This window comes from Saccharopolyspora aridisoli, assembly GCF_004348445.1.
Lineage (GTDB): Bacteria > Actinomycetota > Actinomycetes > Mycobacteriales > Pseudonocardiaceae > Saccharopolyspora > Saccharopolyspora aridisoli.
This window is the reverse complement of the sequence record NZ_SMKV01000017.1, coordinates 52,028-67,691: the sequence shown is the minus strand read 5'-3', so window position 1 is coordinate 67,691 and position 15,664 is coordinate 52,028. Positions and strand designations below refer to the sequence as shown.

Genomic DNA, 15,664 nt, shown 5'->3' with positions numbered 1-15,664 from the left:
TGCATGACCATCAAGTTCGAGAACGTCGGCATCGCCGTGCGCGATCTCGAAGCGACTGTCTCATTCTTCACCGACCTCGGTCTCACCGTCGTCGGCCGCACCACGGTCAGCGGTGAGTGGACCGACACCGCCGTCGGCCTCGACGGCAACCACGCCAACGTCGCGCTGCTCCAGACGCCGGACGGCGGGCACCTCGAGCTGTTCGAGTACATCCACCCCGAAGCGATAGAGACGACGCCCACTCGTCCCAATGAGATCGGCATGCACCGCGTCGCCTTCTCGGTCGACAACATCGACGAAGCCCTCGTGATCGCGGCGGAGCACGGATGCCGTCCGCTGCGCGGCGTGGCGACCTACGAGGACGTCTACAAGCTCACCTACGTCCGCGGCCCCAGCGGCATCCTCGTGATGTTCGCCGAGGAGCTGAAGAAGAGCTGACGGCCTGGGACGACCCGGCCGGCCGCCGGACCGCGCGCAGGAGCCGCCGGTGTGGGCCCGCAGCGGTCGTGGTCGTTCCGTGGTCGCGACCGCGTTCGCGCTGCGAAGTCCGGCCGCAACTCGTCACCGAGATCGACCGCTTCCCGGTCGCCCGGCGATGGTTCACATCTTGCCGACGAGCTTGTCGGGTGTGATGGGCAGGTCTCGGACGCGGACGCCGGTGGCGTGGTGCACGGCGTTGTCGATGGCGGCCGCGGTGCCGCAGATGCCGATCTCGCCGATGCCCTTGGTGCCCATCGGGTTGACGTAGGGATCGTCCTCGTCGATCCAGTCGACCTCGATGTCTCCGACGTCGGCGCAGGCCGCGACGTGGTACTGCGCCAGGTCCCGGTTGATCACGTGCCCGTAGCGCGGATCGACGTGGGCCTCCTCGTGCAGGGCCATCGACATGCCCATCGTCATGCCTCCCATGAGTTGCGAGGCACCGGTCTTGGCGTTGACGATGCGGCCGGCGGCGAAGATGCCGAGCATGCGCGGCACCCGCACCTCGCCGGTGTCGACGTTGACCCGCGCCTCGGCGAATTGGGCGCCGAAGCTGTGCATCGCGAACGTGGCCCGATGCGGGTTGTGGGGCATCCGACCGGTCACCACGACGCCTTCCTCGGGCACCGGCTCGTCTTCGGGCAACTCCATGCGCAGTCGACGCGCGGCGTCGACGATCGCCGAGCCCCAGCAGGTGATCCCGGTCGAACCGCCCGCCCCGGAGGCCCAGGGCAGGTCGGTGTCGCCGATGCTGAGCACGACCCGATCGACGTCGGTGCGGAGGGCGTCGGCGGCGATCTGGGTCAACGCGGTCCAGGCGCCGGTGCCGATGTCGGCCGCACCGATCAGCACCCGGTACCGGCCGTCGGGCCGGGCCTGGATGGTGGCCTGGGTGCCGGGCTGCGAGTTGACCGGGTAGGTGGAGGCGGCGACACCGGTGCCCACCAGCCACTCACCGTCGCGGCGCGCGCCCGGAGCCGGGTCGCGGTCGGCCCAGCCGAACCTGCGGGCACCTTCGCGCAGGCAAGCCACCAGGTTCCGGCTGGAGTACGGCAACCCGGTGTCCGGGTCGGTCTCGGGTTCGTTGCGGATGCGGAACTCGATGGGGTCCAGCCCGCAGGCGATGGCCATCTCGTCCATCGCCGCTTCCAACGCGTACATCCCGGGGCACTCGCCCGGTGCCCGCATCCACGTCGGCACCGGCAGGTCCAGCTGGTCCAGCCGGTGGGTGATCCGCCGGTTCGGTGCGGCGTACATCGTGCGCGTGGGTCCTCCGGCCAGTTCGGGGAAGCTCTTGAGGCGGGCGTCCTGCGCGATCACGTCGTGGCCGATGGCGGTGAGGCGTCCACTGGAGTCGGCGCCGAGCCGCACGCGCTGGATCGTGGCGGCGCGGTGCCCGACGACAGGGAAGACCTGTTGGCGGGTGAGCACCAGCTTCACCGGGCGCGGTTCGACGCGCTGGGCCACCAGGACGGCGGCCACCAGGTGCGCGTGCGCGGGCCCCTTGGACCCGAACCCACCGCCGACGTGCGGCGCGACGACGTGCACGTTCTCGGCGTCGACGCCGAAGAGCTCGGTGAGCGCGTCGCGCACCCAGTGCACGCCCTGCGTGGAGTCGTAGACGGTGAGCTCGCCTTCGGTCCACGCGGCGGTGGTGGCGTGCGGTTCCATCGCGATGTGGTGCTCCTGCGGCACGGTGTAGACCGCGTCGTGCGCCATCGCCGCCCCGGCGAGCGCGGCATCGAGCTCGCCCTGGTCGACGTCGTCGTCGGCCGGCACGAGGTAGTCGCGGTCGGCGTCCAGGTCCGCGTCGTGCTCCTCCTGCTCGTACTCGACGCGCACGAGACCCGCTGCGGCGCGCGCGATTTCGGAGGACTCGGCGAGCACCACGGCGATCGGCTGCCCCCGGTAGCCGACCTGCGGTGATTGCAGGACCGCGAGTTCGGCGTCCTCGGTGGAGGCCAGCTCGGGAGCGTTGCGGTGGGTGACCACGTCGAGAACGCCGGGCTCGTCCAGCGCCGCGGTCGCGTCGATGGTGGTGATGCGCCCGCGCGCGATCTGCGACTGCACGAGGTGGGCGTGCACGGGTTTGTCTACCGGGTGCTCAGCTGCGTAGAGCGCGCGACCGCGCACCTTCGCCTCCCCTTCGATGCGGTCGAGGGGGGCTCCGAGGATTCGGGTGGCGGTGCTCATCGCGACACCCCCGCCAGGTCCGCGAGCGCTCCCGTGATCATGTTGCGCACCAGCTGCAGCTTGAAATCGTTCCCGGGCAGGGGATTCGCCGCCTCCAGCTCGGCGTCGGCGGCACGGCGGAAGTCCTCCGCGGTCGCGGGGTGGCCCCGCAGCACCTGCTCGGCGGTGGTTGCCCGCCATGGCTTGTGCGCGACCCCGCCCAGCGCTAGCCGCACGTCGCGGACCGCGCCGTCGGCGACGTCGAGGGCGGCCGCCACCGAGACCAGCGCGAACGCGAACGAGGTGCGGTCTCGGGCCTTGCGGTAGCGGGATGTCACCGCGAAGTCCAGCGGCGGCACGTCCACGGATGTGATGAGCTCACCGTGTTCGAGCACGGTGTCGCGTTGCGGTTCGTCGCCGGGCAAGCGGTGCAGGTCCACCAGGTCGATGCGGCGAGTTCCGCCGGGACCGACGGTGTTGACCACGGCGTCGAGCGCGGCCAGCGCCACCGCCATGTCCGAGGGGTGGGTGGCCACGCATTCGCGGGAGGCGCCCAGGATCGCGTGCTCGCGGTGGAAGCCCTCGCGCGCCGAGCAGCCGCTGCCGGGTTCGCGCTTGTTGCACGGCGTGGTGATGTCCTGGAAGTAGCCGCACCGGGTTCGTTGCAGCAGGTTCCCACCGGTGGTGGCGAGGTTGCGCAGCTGCGGGGAGGCACCCGCGAGCACTGCCTGGGACAGCACCGGGAAGCGCTGCCCCACCAGCTGATCCGCGGCCAGCGCGCTGTTGGTGACCGAGGCGCCGATGCGCAACGCGCCGTCGTGGTCCTCGATCTCATCGGAGGTCAGCCGACGCACGTCGACGAGCACTTCCGGTGCGGCGACCTCCAGCTTCATCAGGTCCACGAGGTTGGTGCCACCGGCCAGGTACTCGGCTCCGGGCGTCTCGGCGAGCACGCTCACCGCCGAGTCCACGTCTGCGACGCGCTCGTAGTGGAACGGCCTCATCGGGTCACCGCCTCGGTGACCGCGCGAACGATGTTGGCATAGGCGCCGCAGCGGCAGATGTTGCCGCTCATCCGCTCCCGGATCTCCCCGTCGAGATCGGCGCCCTCGGCGGTCACCGCGCTCGGCTCTCCCGCCTTCAGCTCTTCGACGGCGGCGACAGCCGAGACGACCTGGCCCGGCGTGCAGTAACCGCATTGGAAGGCGTCGTGCCGGATGAACTCGCGCTGGACCGGGTGCGGCTCCCCGAGGCCGTCAGCGGTGCGCAGGCACGCGCCGTCGTAGGCCACGGCGGGCATCAGGCAGCTGTTGACGCGCCGGTCCTCCAGCAGCACGGTGCAGGCGCCGCACTGGCCGTGGTCGCAGCCCTTCTTGGCGCTGGTGATCCCGAGTCGTTCGCGCAGCGCGTCGAGCACGGTCGTGCGGGTGTCCACGGTGAGCCGGTGCTCGGTGCCGTCCACGAACAGCGTGATGTCGGCGTCCACGATTCCTCCAACGTCGTGCGTCCACCTCGCTTACCCGTACCCGCGCCGACCCATGCACGACCGATCAGTGCAGGTCGTGCCAAGGGTCGGATTTCTGGGCGAGGCGGCGGGCCATGTTGCTCAACCCGTACGAGCGCGGATTCGCCCGGCCGAGCTCGTCGAGGTCGAGCGGGGTGGCCGCCGGTGCTCCGGGGCGTGCCCGCAGCGAGTAGGGAGCGATCATCGTCTGGCCGTAGGCGTTGCGGTTGGTGTCCAGGAAGATCCGGTCGCCGCGCTTGTTCTTGCGCTGCTCGGTGGTCAGCCGCTGCGGATCCTCGCGCGCCGCGCGCTCGGCCAGCTCGCGCACCTGCGAGCGGACCTCGTCGAACGCTCGGTCTCCGCTCAGCGGTGCCGCGATGTGGAACCCCTTGCCCCCGGTGGTCTGCAGGTGCGGAACGAATCCCTCGTCGGCGAAGCGCTCGCACATCGTCCGCACCACGTCCCGCAGCGTGGCGATGCCGACGTCCTCCGGCGGGTCGAGGTCGAGCACCGCCAGCACCGGGCGCTCCAGGTCTTCCACTGTGGACAGTGCGATGTGGAGCTCCAGGCACGCCTGGTCGGCGAGGTAGAGCAACGTCTCCTCGTCGTCGATGAGCACGTGGTGCACCGGAGATCCCTCGCCGCGCTGCGGAACCGAAGCGCGCGGAATCCGCTCCGGGAAGTGCCTCGACGCCTCCTTCTGGAAGAATCCCTCCGCCCCGATCCCGTCCGGGAACCGGCGCAGCGTCACCGGTTTGTCCCGCGCGTGCGCGATCAGCTGGCCGGACACCGCCCGGTAGTAGTCGAACACGTCCTGCTTCCGGAAGGAGTCCTGCGGGTAGAGCACCTTGTCCGGGTTGGACGGTCCGGTGCGGTCCTGCGTGTCGTTTCGCGGCATGGCAGTGCTGTACCCGGGCACCGGAAACCCTATTCACCTGGTCGTGAGCAGCATTCGCAGCACATCGTTAAAACATTCGGGTGACAGCGGGAACCGTTCGCCGTTCTTTTTGTTCCTATTGGCTGTAAGCGAGTTGCGGCGAACGCCGAACAAGGAGACCTCGATGGAGCAACACGTGCACGCAGAACTCATCGGCGGCCCGGAGGACGGCCGGTCGTTCATCATCCCCGCGGTCGACGCGGACTTACCCATGGGCGAGTTCGCCTTCCCCTCGCCCCGCGACGGGGAGGACCCCTGCTCGCCCTACGCGTGCTACAACCGGCGTGACCAGCGCGCCGACGGCGTGTGGCGCTACCAGTACGCCGGCGAGCAGAACGTCGCCCCCTAGCCCGTCCGAGCGTCAGTGGGCTGTGCCAAGCTGCGGCCATGCGGATCGCCACGTGGAACGTCAACTCGGTAGGAGCCCGGCTGCCCAAGCTGCTGGACTGGCTCGGCACGGCCGAGCCCGACGTGCTGTGCCTGCAAGAGCTCAAGTGCGCCGAGGACACCTTCCCGTACGACGAGGTCGGCGATCTCGGCTACGAGATCGCCGCGCACGGAACCGGCCGCTGGAACGGCGTGGCCGTGCTCTCCCGCGTCGGCCTGACCGACATCCGCCGAGGACTGCTCGACCAGCCCGGCTTCCAGGCCGACGGCTCCATGTTCGAAACGCCCGAACCCCGCGCGGTCGCCGCGACCTGCGGCGGGGTCCGCGTCTGGTCGGTCTACGTGCCCAACGGACGCGAAGTCGGGCACGCCCACTACGACTACAAGCTGCGCTGGCTGGAGGCGCTGCGCGGCACCGCTGTCGAGGAGCTGGCCGCCGACCGCCCGTGGGCGGTGCTGGGCGACTTCAACATCGCCCCCAACGACGAGGACGTGTGGGACATCGCCGCCTTCGATGGCTGCACCCACGTCACCCCGGATGAGCGCAAGGCGCTCACCGCGCTGATCGAGTCCGGCCTGGCTGAGGTGTACCCGAGGGCGCTGAAGTACGACGTGCCGTTCACCTACTGGGACTACCGGGCGCTGCGGTTCCCGAACAACCAGGGCATGCGCATCGACCTCGCCTACGGCAACGAGGCGTTCACCAGCGCGGTCACCGACTCCTACGTCGACCGCAACGCCCGCAAGGGCAAGGGCACCTCCGATCATGCCCCGTTGGTCGTCGACCTCGACCTGAGCTGATCCACCCGGCACGTCCGAGCGGCTATCTTGCGTGGCGAACCACGCTGCGAGGAGGAGCCACGACGTGCCGGATTCGCTCTGCCACCACACCGCCACCGAACTGTCCGCGCTGATCCGGGCGCGGGAGGTCTCGGCGCGCGAGGTGGTGCAGGCCCACCTGGACCGCATCGAGCTGCTGAACCCGAAGGTCAACGCCCTGGTCTCGCTGAACCCCGAGCGAGCGCTGGCCGCTGCCGCCTCCGCCGACGAGCGGCTGGCCTCGGGTGCCCCGATCGGTCCGCTGCACGGGTTGCCGATCGCGCACAAGGACACCCACGACACCGCGGGCATCCGCACGACCTACGGCTCACCGCTGCTGGCCGGCAACGTCCCGGACCGCGACGAGCTCGTCGTGGAACGGCTCAAGGCAGCGGGCACGATCGCGATCGGCAAGACGAACGTGCCCGAGTTCGCGGCCGGTTCGCACACCTTCAACCCGGTCTTCGGCACCACCTCCAACCCCTACGCCCTCGACCGCTCGGCTGGCGGCAGCAGCGGCGGCGCCGCGGCCTCGCTGGCCTGCCGGATGCAGCCGCTGGCCGACGGCAGCGACATGGGCGGTTCGCTGCGCAACCCGGCGTCGTTCTGCAACGTCGTGGGTCTGCGGCCGGCACCGGGCCGGGTCCCGACCTGGCCGGACCTCGCAGCCTGGTCGACGCTGTCGGTGCAGGGCCCGATGGCGCGCACCGTCTCCGACGTGGCGCTGATGCTCTCGGCGATCGCCGGGCCCGACGATCGCAGCCCGATCGCGATCAGCGAGCCCGGCTCGGTGTTCCAGGGCTCCCTGCAAGCCGACCTGTCCGGGCTGCGGGTGGCGTTCTCGCTGGACCTCGGCGGCGAGCTGGTGGTGGACCCGCAGGTGCGCGCGGTGCTGGAACCGGCCGCGCAGGTGCTCACCGACATCGGTGGTGTCGTGGAGGAGGCCGCACCCGACCTGACCGGCGCCGACGAGGTCTTCCGGACGTTGCGCGCCTGGCAGTTCGAGCTGGCCTTCGGCGAGCTCCGCGACGCCCACCCGGACCGGATCAAGCCGAGCCTGCGCGACAACATCGACGCAGGACGGGCGCTGACCGGTACCGACGTGGGCCGCGCCGAACGGCTCCACACCGAGCTCTACCACGAAGTCCGCGAGTTCTTCGGCCGCTACGACGTGCTCGCGCTCCCCGTGAGCCAGGTGCCGCCGTTCGACATCGACCTCGAGTTCCCCACCGAGATCGGCGGTGTGGCCATGCCGTCCTACCTCGACTGGATGCGCTCGGCGTACTGGATCTCGGCCACCGGCTGCCCGGCGATCTCGGTCCCGGCCGGCTTCACCCCGCAGGGCCTCCCGGTCGGCCTCCAGCTCGTCGCCCCCCACCGGGGCGAACGACGGCTGCTGGAGATCGCCCACGCCTTCGAGCGAGCGACTCAGCACGCCGCCGTCCTCCCCCAGCTCTGACCGGCCGCGGCAACCGCATCAGTCGCGGTCGGCGGCTGTGGCGTGGTCGTAGTAGCCGAGGACGCCGGTGGCGCCGTGCAGGGCGAATCCCGCCTCGGGCGTGGCGGGCTCACCCGCGGTCTCGATGATCCGACGCATCGTGGTGTCGACGAGCGCGTCGAGGTCTCGCCAGCGTCGCGCCGGGTCGCCATCGGCGGGTGCGCCCTCGGCGAAGTCTTCGGCGCACCGGTCGAGCCCTTCGCGCAGCAGGCGCGCGTTGTCCATGAACGCACCTCGGTCCCAGCCCGGCGCCAGGTCCTCGGCGTGCGCAGCGAGCAGGCCCGCCATGTGGACGATGTCCTCGACGTGGTTGCCGAGCCACTTGCGGCGCCTGTGGATCGATCCCAGCTCCGGCCACCGCTTGCGCGCGGCCTGCCGGGTCCTGCCGGTCACCGCGCTCAAGTCGGCCAGGCTCGCGCCCAGCCACACGCTCTCGGCCGACGCCGCCTCGGCCTGCTGGGCCGCGGCCTGGGCCACGAGCTCTTCGGTGGTCAGCGCCGCCCGCAACCGCGCGAGCGAAGCCGCCCGCCGCTCCTGCTCATCGCCCACGTCGGAGCCCTTGCGGCCGGGATCGTGGACCTGCGCGACGACCTCCGCGGCCAGGTGCTCGACGAGCCGAGCTGCTTCTCGTACCGACACGACTCCCCCTTTGTGAACCTGAGGTTCACAGTAACAGTGTGAACCTCAGGTTCACAACCTGGCCGGCTCCGGGGTTCAGCCGAGTGACGCGTCGATCGCGGTCCACTGTGGACGGCACTGGGGTGAATTTTCGTGACTGCCACGCGGAATCGGACACCCAGCGCCTTGCGTCCACTGGTGAACACAGGTTTACTCACCAGGTGAACACGAGTTCACGCCGGGAGTGAGGAGTCTGATGAGCGTCGCCAGGTCCGCTTCGTCCGCAACGCGCAGTTCGAAAGTGGTCATCATCGTGCTCGCCTCGTGCGGGATCGCGGTATCGCTGATGCAGACCCTCGTCGTCCCACTGCTCCCCGAGTTCCCCCACCTGCTCCACACCACGGCCGCCAACGCCGGCTGGCTGGTCACCGCCCCGCTCGTCGCGGGCGCGGTGTGCGCACCGGTCACCGGACGGCTGGGCGACATGTACGGCAAGCGCCGGATGCTGCTGCTATCGCTGGCCACGATGGCGGTGGGCAGCGCGATCGGGGCGGTCAGCGACGACTTCACCGCGGTCCTCGTCGGGCGCGTGCTGCAAGGCGCGGCCGTCGGCGTGGTGCCGCTGGGCATCAGCATCATGCGCGACGAGCTGCCCGAAGAGCGCGTGGGCTCCGGGGTGGCGCTGATGAGCGCGACGCTGGGCATCGGCGGCGCGGTCGGACTGCCGATCACCGGCGTGGTCGCCCAGGAGCTCAACTGGCACTGGCTGTTCGCCGGAGCCATGGTCTTCGCCCTCGTCGAGATCGCCCTTATCCGGTGGGTGGTCCCGGAATCCTCGCTGCGCACGGGCGGGAAGTTCGACTTCATCGGCGCCCTGGGGCTTTCCGCGGCGCTGACCTGCTTGCTGCTGGCCATCTCCAAGGGCAACGAGTGGGGTTGGTCGAGCGCCCTGGTCCTCGGCCTGCTCGCCGGAGCGGTCGTGGCCCTGCTGCTGTGGGGCGCCTACGAGCTGCGGACCGCAACTCCGCTGGTGGACCTGCGGGTGTCGGCTCGGCCGACGGTGCTGCTGACCAACATCGCGTCCGTGCTGGTGGGCATCGCGATGTTCACCGGCTTCCTGGTCGGATCGCAGCTGCTGCAGGCCCCGCCGGAGACCGGCTACGGATACGGCCTGTCGCTGGTGGTCGCGGGTCTGGTCCTGCTGCCCATCGGTGCCGCGATGGGCCTGTTCTCCCCGGTCTCGGCCCGGATCTCCCGCCGCTACGGTCCGCGCACCACGCTCATCCTCGGAGCCTGCGTGCTGGCGCTGGGCAACCTGGGCGGTTCGCTGCTGCACGACCCGCTGTCGGTCGTGGTGGTGAACCTGACGATCGCCTCGATCGGCGGCGCCCTGGCCTACGGCGCGCTGCCCGCGCTGATCATGCGTTCGGTGCCCACCACCGAAACCGCCGCCGCCAACGCGCTCAACAGCCTCGCCCGGTCGATCGGCACCTCCGGGTGCAGCGCGATCGTGGTCGCGCTGACCACGGGGTCCTTGGTGCACGTGGCCGGTGGGACCTACCCGTCGATCAACGCCTACTCCTGGGTGTTCGTGGTCGCCGGCGGCGCCGGTCTGGTGGCCGCGCTGATCGCCGCGGCGACCCCGGCACCACCTCGGTACGAGGCTGTTACCCATCGGGTGGCCTTGGCGGTGGGGGGCTCGCGCTAGCCTGAGGTGCATGCCCACCACGGGGTCGATCGAGGAGCAGCGCCGCGACGCGTGCGTCACGCGGGAAACCATCCTGAAGGTGGCGAGGCGGCGCTTCTCCTCCTGCGGTTACGCCGACGTGACGCTGCGCGACATCGCCGCGGACGCCGACGTCAGCGCCGCGCTGGTGGTCAAGTACTTCGGCAGCAAGGAAGACCTGTTCGCGCAGGCCTCGGGTTTCGAGCACGACGCCGAGAGGCTGCTGGACTGCGATCTGCCGCACCTCGGCGAACACCTGGTGCGCACGCTGCTGGACTACCACGAGCGCACCCAGGGCGATCCGCTCGTGCGCGCGGTGTTCACCTCGTCGCGCCCGGCGGGCGGCCGCTTCCGCGACAACTTCGAGTCCCAGCTGGTCACCCGGCTCGCCGATCGGCTCGACGGTCCGCGCGCGCGACTGCGCGCCGAGCTGGTGTGCAGCCACCTGATGGGGCTCGGCGCCGCGCGGCTGGTGCTGCGCACCCGGGCGATCAGCGCCGAGCCCGCCGAAGAGCTCGTGGCCCTCACGGCCCCGCTGATCCAGCGGTGGATCGACGGTCCGCTCTAGGCCGAGCGACCCAGCACCGTGGCGTGCGGGATGCCGTCGAGGGCTTTGCTGAACTGCTCGATCACATCGGCCAGCGGTCCCGCGCTGTCGTCGTGCACGGCCAGCTCCTCGCCGACCGAAGAGAGGTGCTTGTCGAGCAGGAAGAAGCTCTGCACGGCGTGCCGGGCGCCCAGCGAGTGCACCACCGGGCGCAGCGCGTAGTCGATGGCCAGCACGTGCGCGACGCTGCCGCCGGTGGCCAGCGGCAGCACTGCCTTGCCCGCGAAGCCGAACTGCGGCAGCAGGTCCAGGAACGACTTCAGCAGACCCGAGTAAGCGGCCTTGTAAGTGGGCGTGGCCAGCACGATGCCGTCGGCCGCCTCGACCTGCTCCACCGCCGAGGAGATCGCCGGGTCGGAGACGTCGGCGTTCAGCAGCGCCTCGGCGGGCAGGCTCCGAACCCGGAGGTGTTCGGTGGTGCGCCCGGCCGCAGCGAGCCGCTGCGCGACGTGCTCGCCGATCTTCTCCGTCTTCGAGGTGCGCGACGGACTTCCGGAAATGACCAGGACGGTGGACACGAGCTGCTCCATGGTTGTGGCCCTCTGCGACCGCTACCGGGTTCGACCGGATGCGGCGTCTCCCCTGACTTCGTGGTTTCGTCAGGAGCGACAGCCCTGCGCCGTCACGCGCCGCAAGTCGACGTGCATCCGCTTGCTGAGCCTCGGAGTGGTCACCAACCCATCGTCTTGGCGGTGCGCTTGCGATGTCAACGAACGGTCGCCGGATCTCATCTGGCGGACGCCGGCAGCCGAACTCCCCGCCCTCACCACTGGCCATCGAGGTGCCCGGGCGACGAAGCTGTCGGAGAACTACGAAGGAGGACCCATGTCATTGAGCCAGACCGCGCTGTGGCACCCGTTCGCGGACATGTTCGAGGTCAAGAGCAGCAGCTTCTGCGTCACCAAGGCCGAGGGAGTCTGGATCTACGACGACTCCGGGCGCCGCTACCTCGACGGCACCGCGAGCCTCTGGTACGCCAACGCCGGGCACGGCCGCACCGAGATCGTCGAGGCCGCCGCCGCGCAGATGCGGGAGCTGGAGTCCTACTTCGTCTTCAACGACTACACCAACCCGCCCGCCGAGGCGCTGGCCACGCGACTGTCCGAACTCGCCCCGATGCCGGGCGCCAAGATCTTCTTGACCACCGGTGGCGGTGAGGCCATCGACACGGCGGCGAAGCTCGCGCGGCAGTACTGGGCGCAGCGCGGGCAGCCCCAGCGCACCCACGTCCTCAGCCGCAGCAACGCCTACCACGGCACCAACGGCATGGGCACCAGCATCGGCGGCATCGAGGCCAACCAGGCCGGGTTCGGTCAGCTGGTCCGCGAGACCGGCCGCGTCGCGCACGACGACGCCGAGAACCTGCGGGAGGCCATCGACCGAATCGGCGCCGAGAAGGTCGCGGCGTTCTTCGCCGAGCCGGTGATGGGCGCGGGCGGTCTCTACCCGCCGGAACCGGGCTACCTGGAGGCCATCGCCAAGATCTGCGCGGAGCACTCGATCCTGTTCGTCGCCGACTCGGTGATCTGCGGCTTCGGCCGGGTGGGCACCTGGTTCGGCGTCGAGCGCTGGGGCCTGCAGCCCGACATGATCACCTTCGCCAAAGGCGTGACCAGCGGTTATCTTCCGCTGGGCGGTGTGGTCGTGGCCGAGCACGTCGCCGAGCCGTTCTGGGAGGAGCCGGGCCGGGTGTTCCGCCACGGCGCCACCTACTCGGGGCACCCGACGGTGGCGGCCGCGGCCATGGCCAACCTCGACATCCTGGAGCGCGAGAAGCTCATCCAGCGCTCCGACGAGCTGGAGCAGCCGTTGCACGACGCGCTCAACAGCGTCGCCGACCACCCGGCGGTCGCGGAGGTGCGCGGTGGCGTCGGCCTGCTCGGAGCCGTCGAGCTCACCTCGGAGGCGCTGCAGGCGGGTGGCCTGCCCAAGCTGCAGAAGAAGATCCGCGAGCTCGGGGTGATCGTCCGCCCGCTCGGCAAAGCCCTCGCCGTCTCGCCGCCGTTGATCATCACCGAGGACGAGATCGGCCTCATCGGCAAGGCGTTCGCGGAGGGTCTCGACTCCCTGGCCTGACGCGCAGCAGTTGTCGGAGCGGCCTCGACACGCCGCGGCCGCTCCGACACGCGCGGCGCCCGATCGCCGTTCACGCCCTCGGTCATTACAGCGTCCATCCGTCTGGAACTTCCCCGTTGTGGAACCGATACGTCCGAAGGTGGTCCCGACCTGCTTTCGTCACGTACGTTTTTCACCAGATCGCGTCGTCGCAGATGGAGAAGGCTGTCGGCGGCGATTGCGATGTTCTCGGCGGCCCGCCGATCCCGGGCCGACCGGTGAACGGCAAGGCCGAAAGAAAAAGGGGCCCCTGCGTACAAGCCACCCAGCAGAGTTGGCAAAATGCGGCTTCCGGGTGATCGAAAGCGCAGTGGGGGCGGACGGAGGAACTCAACCAGGTGAACACTCAGACCGCACAAGTCGACGACCTTCGACTGATCGCGCTTCCGAGCGCGGTGAACTGCACCGAGATGTTCGTGCGGTTCTCCCTGGCCGAGTGGTCTCTGCGCGAGATGACCGACATCGCCACGCAACTCACCGGCGCCCTGGTGACCGCCGCCGTGGACGCCGCCGACCACAAGAACCCGGGTTTCATCACCGTCCGCCTGCGCTTGAGCGGCGAGAGCCTCGTCGCCGAGGTCCAGGACGAGCAGGCCACCGTTCCCCCGCAGCTCGCGCCCGGGTTCGCGGAAGGCCGCTGCGGTGCGACCGCGCTGCGCACCGGCGGCACCTTGGTGTGGTGCGAGATGCCGCTGCCCAGCGGTGTGAAGGCCGACTCCGTCCCGCTGCCCCGCCGCTCCAGCAAGAAGAACGCGATGGCGCCGCAAACCACCGAGGAGACCGCCGAGGTCGACCCCGAGGTCATCAAGCGCCTGCTGTCCGGACTGAGCAACGGCGCCTTGGACTGACCGCTTCGATCGCAGGCGGGCTGAGCCGCGCACCTGAGGTCGCAGCTGCGCCGCCTCCCCGAACATCCCCACCGCGGCCGGGTTGACCTGGCCTTGTTTCGCACGGCCGCACCCCGGGCACCTTCCGGGGCATGGACCAGGCAATGTTCCGCTCCGAACTGGCGCAGCAGCTGCGGGTGGACTCGATTCGGGCCAGCACGGCCGCAGGTTCCGGGCACCCCACCTCGTCGATGTCGGCGGCCGACCTGCTGGCGGTGCTGCTCGACGGACACCTCCGGCTGGATTTCGACCGTCCGGACAACCCGGCGAACGATCACCTGATCTTCTCCAAGGGCCACGCCTCGCCGCTGCAGTACGCCGCGTTCAAGGCGGTCGGCGCCGTCGAGGACGGCGAGCTGCTGACCTTCCGCAAGTTCGGCAGCCGGCTCGAAGGTCACCCGACCCCCGTGCTGCCGTGGGTGGACGTGGCGACCGGGTCGCTGGGCCAGGGTCTGCCCATCGGCGTGGGCCTGGCGCTGGCGGGCAAGCGGCTGGACCGGCTGCCCTACCGGGTGTGGGTGGTCTGCGGCGACAGCGAGATGACCGAGGGCTCGGTGTGGGAAGCCCTGGAGCACGCCGGGCACGAGCAGCTGGACAACCTGATCGCGATCATCGACGTCAACCGCCTCGGCCAAACCGGGCCCACCATGCACGGCTGGGACCTGTCCTCCTACTCCGCTCGAGCGCAGGCGGCCGGTTGGCGCACCATCGAGATCGACGGCCACGACCTCGACGAGATCGAATCCGCGCTGAGCCAGGCGGAGGACGCCGATGGCCGTCCAGTCGCGATCCTGGCCGCCACCCAGAAGGGCAAGGGGGTCGCGGAAGTCGCCGACAAACCCGGTTTCCACGGCAAACCGCTGGCGCACGCCGAGGAATCGATCGCTGAGCTCGGTGGCCTGCGCGATCTGCGGGTCAAGCCCGCCAAACCCGACGCCGACGCCAAGCCGCACGTGTTCGACACCGGAAGCGGCGGACTGCCCGCGTTCGAGCAGGGCACCGAGCTTGCCACCCGCAAGGCCTACGGGCAGGCGCTGGCGGCGCTGGGCGATCGGCGCGGGGACGTGGTGGCCATGGACGGCGAGGTGTCGAACTCGACCTTCGCGGAGCTGTTCCGCGATGCCCACCCGGACCGCTACTTCGAGATGTACATCGCCGAGCAGCAGCTCATCGCCGCAGCGGTGGGCATGCAGGTACGCGGGTGGTGCGCGTTCGCCTCGACCTTCGCCGCGTTCCTCTCCCGCGCCTACGACTTCGTCCGGATGGCGGCGGTGAGCCGTGCCGACCTGCGGCTGATGGGTTCGCACGCCGGCGTGGCGATCGGCGAGGACGGCCCGTCGCAGATGGCGTTGGAGGACCTGGCGGCGTTCCGCGCGGTGCACAGCAGCACGGTGCTCTACCCGTGCGACGCCAACCAGACCGTGCAGCTGGTGACGGCGATGGCGGACCTGCCCGGCATCAGCTACCTGCGGACCAGCCGCGGTACGATGCCGGTGATCTACCCGCCCGGCGAGCAGTTCCCGATCGGCGGCTCCAAGGTGGTCCGCGACGGCAACGACGTGACGCTGGTCGGTGCCGGGGTCACGCTGCACGAGGCGGTCAAGGCCGCGGACGTGCTGGCGCACGAGGGCATCGAGGCGCGGGTGATCGACCTTTACTCGATCAAACCCGTCGACGCCGGCACGCTGCGACGCGCCGCGACCGAGACGGCGGGTCTGGTCACCGCCGAGGACCACTGGCCCGAGGGCGGTCTCGGCGAGGCCGTGCTCAGCGCGCTGACCGACCAGCCCGCCCAGGTGCGAATGCTCGCCGTGCACGAGATGCCCGGTTCAGGTCAGCCCGCGGAGCTGCTCGGCCAGGCCCGCATCGACGCCACGGCCATCGCCGAGAAGGCCCGCGAACTGGCCTCCTGAG

At 70.3% G+C, this 15,664-nt stretch carries 15 protein-coding genes; 9 read left to right on the top strand and 6 right to left on the bottom strand.

The window, feature by feature from the left end:
• The first annotated feature begins 3 nt into the window (after positions 1–3).
• Positions 4–438 carry a VOC family protein gene (locus tag E1161_RS15720; RefSeq protein ID WP_132624042.1) on the top strand — a complete coding sequence of 145 codons (435 nt, stop codon included), beginning with the start codon at positions 4–6 and terminating at the stop codon, positions 436–438.
• Positions 439–600: 162 nt separating this feature from the next.
• Here the strand turns inward: E1161_RS15720 and E1161_RS15715 are convergent, their stop codons facing one another.
• The 4 genes from E1161_RS15715 to ligD all read right to left on the bottom strand — a co-directional run bounded on the left by E1161_RS15715 (position 601) and on the right by ligD (position 5,054).
• Positions 601–2,673: a xanthine dehydrogenase family protein molybdopterin-binding subunit gene (locus E1161_RS15715; protein WP_132624041.1), complete on the bottom strand. Its 2,073-nt coding sequence runs from the start codon at positions 2,671–2,673 to the stop codon at positions 601–603.
• Positions 2,670–3,656, bottom strand: a complete 987-nt coding sequence (locus E1161_RS15710) for an FAD binding domain-containing protein (RefSeq protein WP_132624040.1) — start codon at positions 3,654–3,656, stop codon at positions 2,670–2,672. The genes E1161_RS15715 and E1161_RS15710 overlap by 4 nt, the downstream gene beginning before the upstream one ends.
• The gene (locus E1161_RS15705) at positions 3,653–4,138 is read right to left on the bottom strand and encodes a 2Fe-2S iron-sulfur cluster-binding protein (RefSeq protein ID WP_132624039.1); all 486 of its coding nucleotides are present in this window, start codon (positions 4,136–4,138) and stop codon (positions 3,653–3,655) included. The genes E1161_RS15710 and E1161_RS15705 overlap by 4 nt, the downstream gene beginning before the upstream one ends.
• A 64-nt stretch (positions 4,139–4,202) precedes the next feature.
• Positions 4,203–5,054 (bottom strand): non-homologous end-joining DNA ligase, encoded by an 852-nt coding sequence (gene ligD / locus E1161_RS15700; RefSeq protein ID WP_132624038.1) that lies wholly within the window; start codon positions 5,052–5,054, stop codon positions 4,203–4,205.
• A gap of 163 nt (positions 5,055–5,217) precedes the next feature.
• Between ligD and E1161_RS15695 the strand changes: the two genes are divergently transcribed.
• The 3 genes from E1161_RS15695 (at position 5,218) to E1161_RS15685 (ending at position 7,758) form a co-directional block, all read left to right on the top strand.
• Entirely contained in the window at positions 5,218–5,442 is a 225-nt protein-coding gene (locus E1161_RS15695; protein ID WP_132624037.1) for a hypothetical protein, read from the top strand.
• A 38-nt stretch (positions 5,443–5,480) separates the two neighbouring features.
• A complete protein-coding gene (locus E1161_RS15690) occupies positions 5,481–6,281 on the top strand; it encodes an exodeoxyribonuclease III (RefSeq protein WP_132624036.1) in 801 nt (266 codons plus the stop codon).
• A 64-nt stretch (positions 6,282–6,345) separates the two neighbouring features.
• Entirely contained in the window at positions 6,346–7,758 is a 1,413-nt protein-coding gene (locus tag E1161_RS15685; RefSeq protein ID WP_132624035.1) for an amidase, read from the top strand.
• Positions 7,759–7,776: 18 nt separating this feature from the next.
• On the opposite strand, the gene E1161_RS15680 is transcribed toward E1161_RS15685, so the two are convergent.
• Positions 7,777–8,436 (bottom strand): hypothetical protein, encoded by a 660-nt coding sequence (locus tag E1161_RS15680; RefSeq protein WP_132624034.1) that lies wholly within the window; start codon positions 8,434–8,436, stop codon positions 7,777–7,779.
• A gap of 235 nt (positions 8,437–8,671) precedes the next feature.
• Between E1161_RS15680 and E1161_RS15675 the strand changes: the two genes are divergently transcribed.
• Together E1161_RS15675 and E1161_RS15670 are read left to right on the top strand one after the other, a co-directional pair.
• Complete coding sequence (locus tag E1161_RS15675) at positions 8,672–10,123, top strand: MFS transporter (RefSeq protein ID WP_132624033.1); 1,452 nt, start codon at positions 8,672–8,674, stop codon at positions 10,121–10,123.
• 10 nt (positions 10,124–10,133) lie between these two features.
• Positions 10,134–10,709 (top strand): TetR/AcrR family transcriptional regulator, encoded by a 576-nt coding sequence (locus E1161_RS15670; RefSeq protein WP_132624032.1) that lies wholly within the window; start codon positions 10,134–10,136, stop codon positions 10,707–10,709.
• Here the strand turns inward: E1161_RS15670 and ssuE are convergent.
• Complete coding sequence (gene ssuE / locus E1161_RS15665; protein ID WP_132624031.1) at positions 10,706–11,266, bottom strand: NADPH-dependent FMN reductase; 561 nt, start codon at positions 11,264–11,266, stop codon at positions 10,706–10,708. The two genes, E1161_RS15670 and ssuE, sit on opposite strands and share 4 nt — an antisense overlap.
• Positions 11,267–11,573: 307 nt before the next feature.
• On the opposite strand from ssuE, the gene E1161_RS15660 reads away from it, so the two are divergent.
• The 3 genes from E1161_RS15660 to E1161_RS15650 all read left to right on the top strand — a co-directional run bounded on the left by E1161_RS15660 (position 11,574) and on the right by E1161_RS15650 (position 15,663).
• A complete protein-coding gene (locus E1161_RS15660) occupies positions 11,574–12,824 on the top strand; it encodes an aminotransferase family protein (protein WP_132624030.1) in 1,251 nt (416 codons plus the stop codon).
• A 377-nt stretch (positions 12,825–13,201) separates the two neighbouring features.
• On the top strand, positions 13,202–13,711 hold the full coding sequence (locus tag E1161_RS15655; RefSeq protein WP_132624029.1) for an ATP-binding protein: 510 nt from the start codon (positions 13,202–13,204) through the stop codon (positions 13,709–13,711).
• A gap of 131 nt (positions 13,712–13,842) precedes the next feature.
• On the top strand, positions 13,843–15,663 hold the full coding sequence (locus E1161_RS15650) for a transketolase (RefSeq protein WP_132624028.1): 1,821 nt from the start codon (positions 13,843–13,845) through the stop codon (positions 15,661–15,663).
• The last annotated feature ends 1 nt before the right edge of the window (position 15,664 follow it).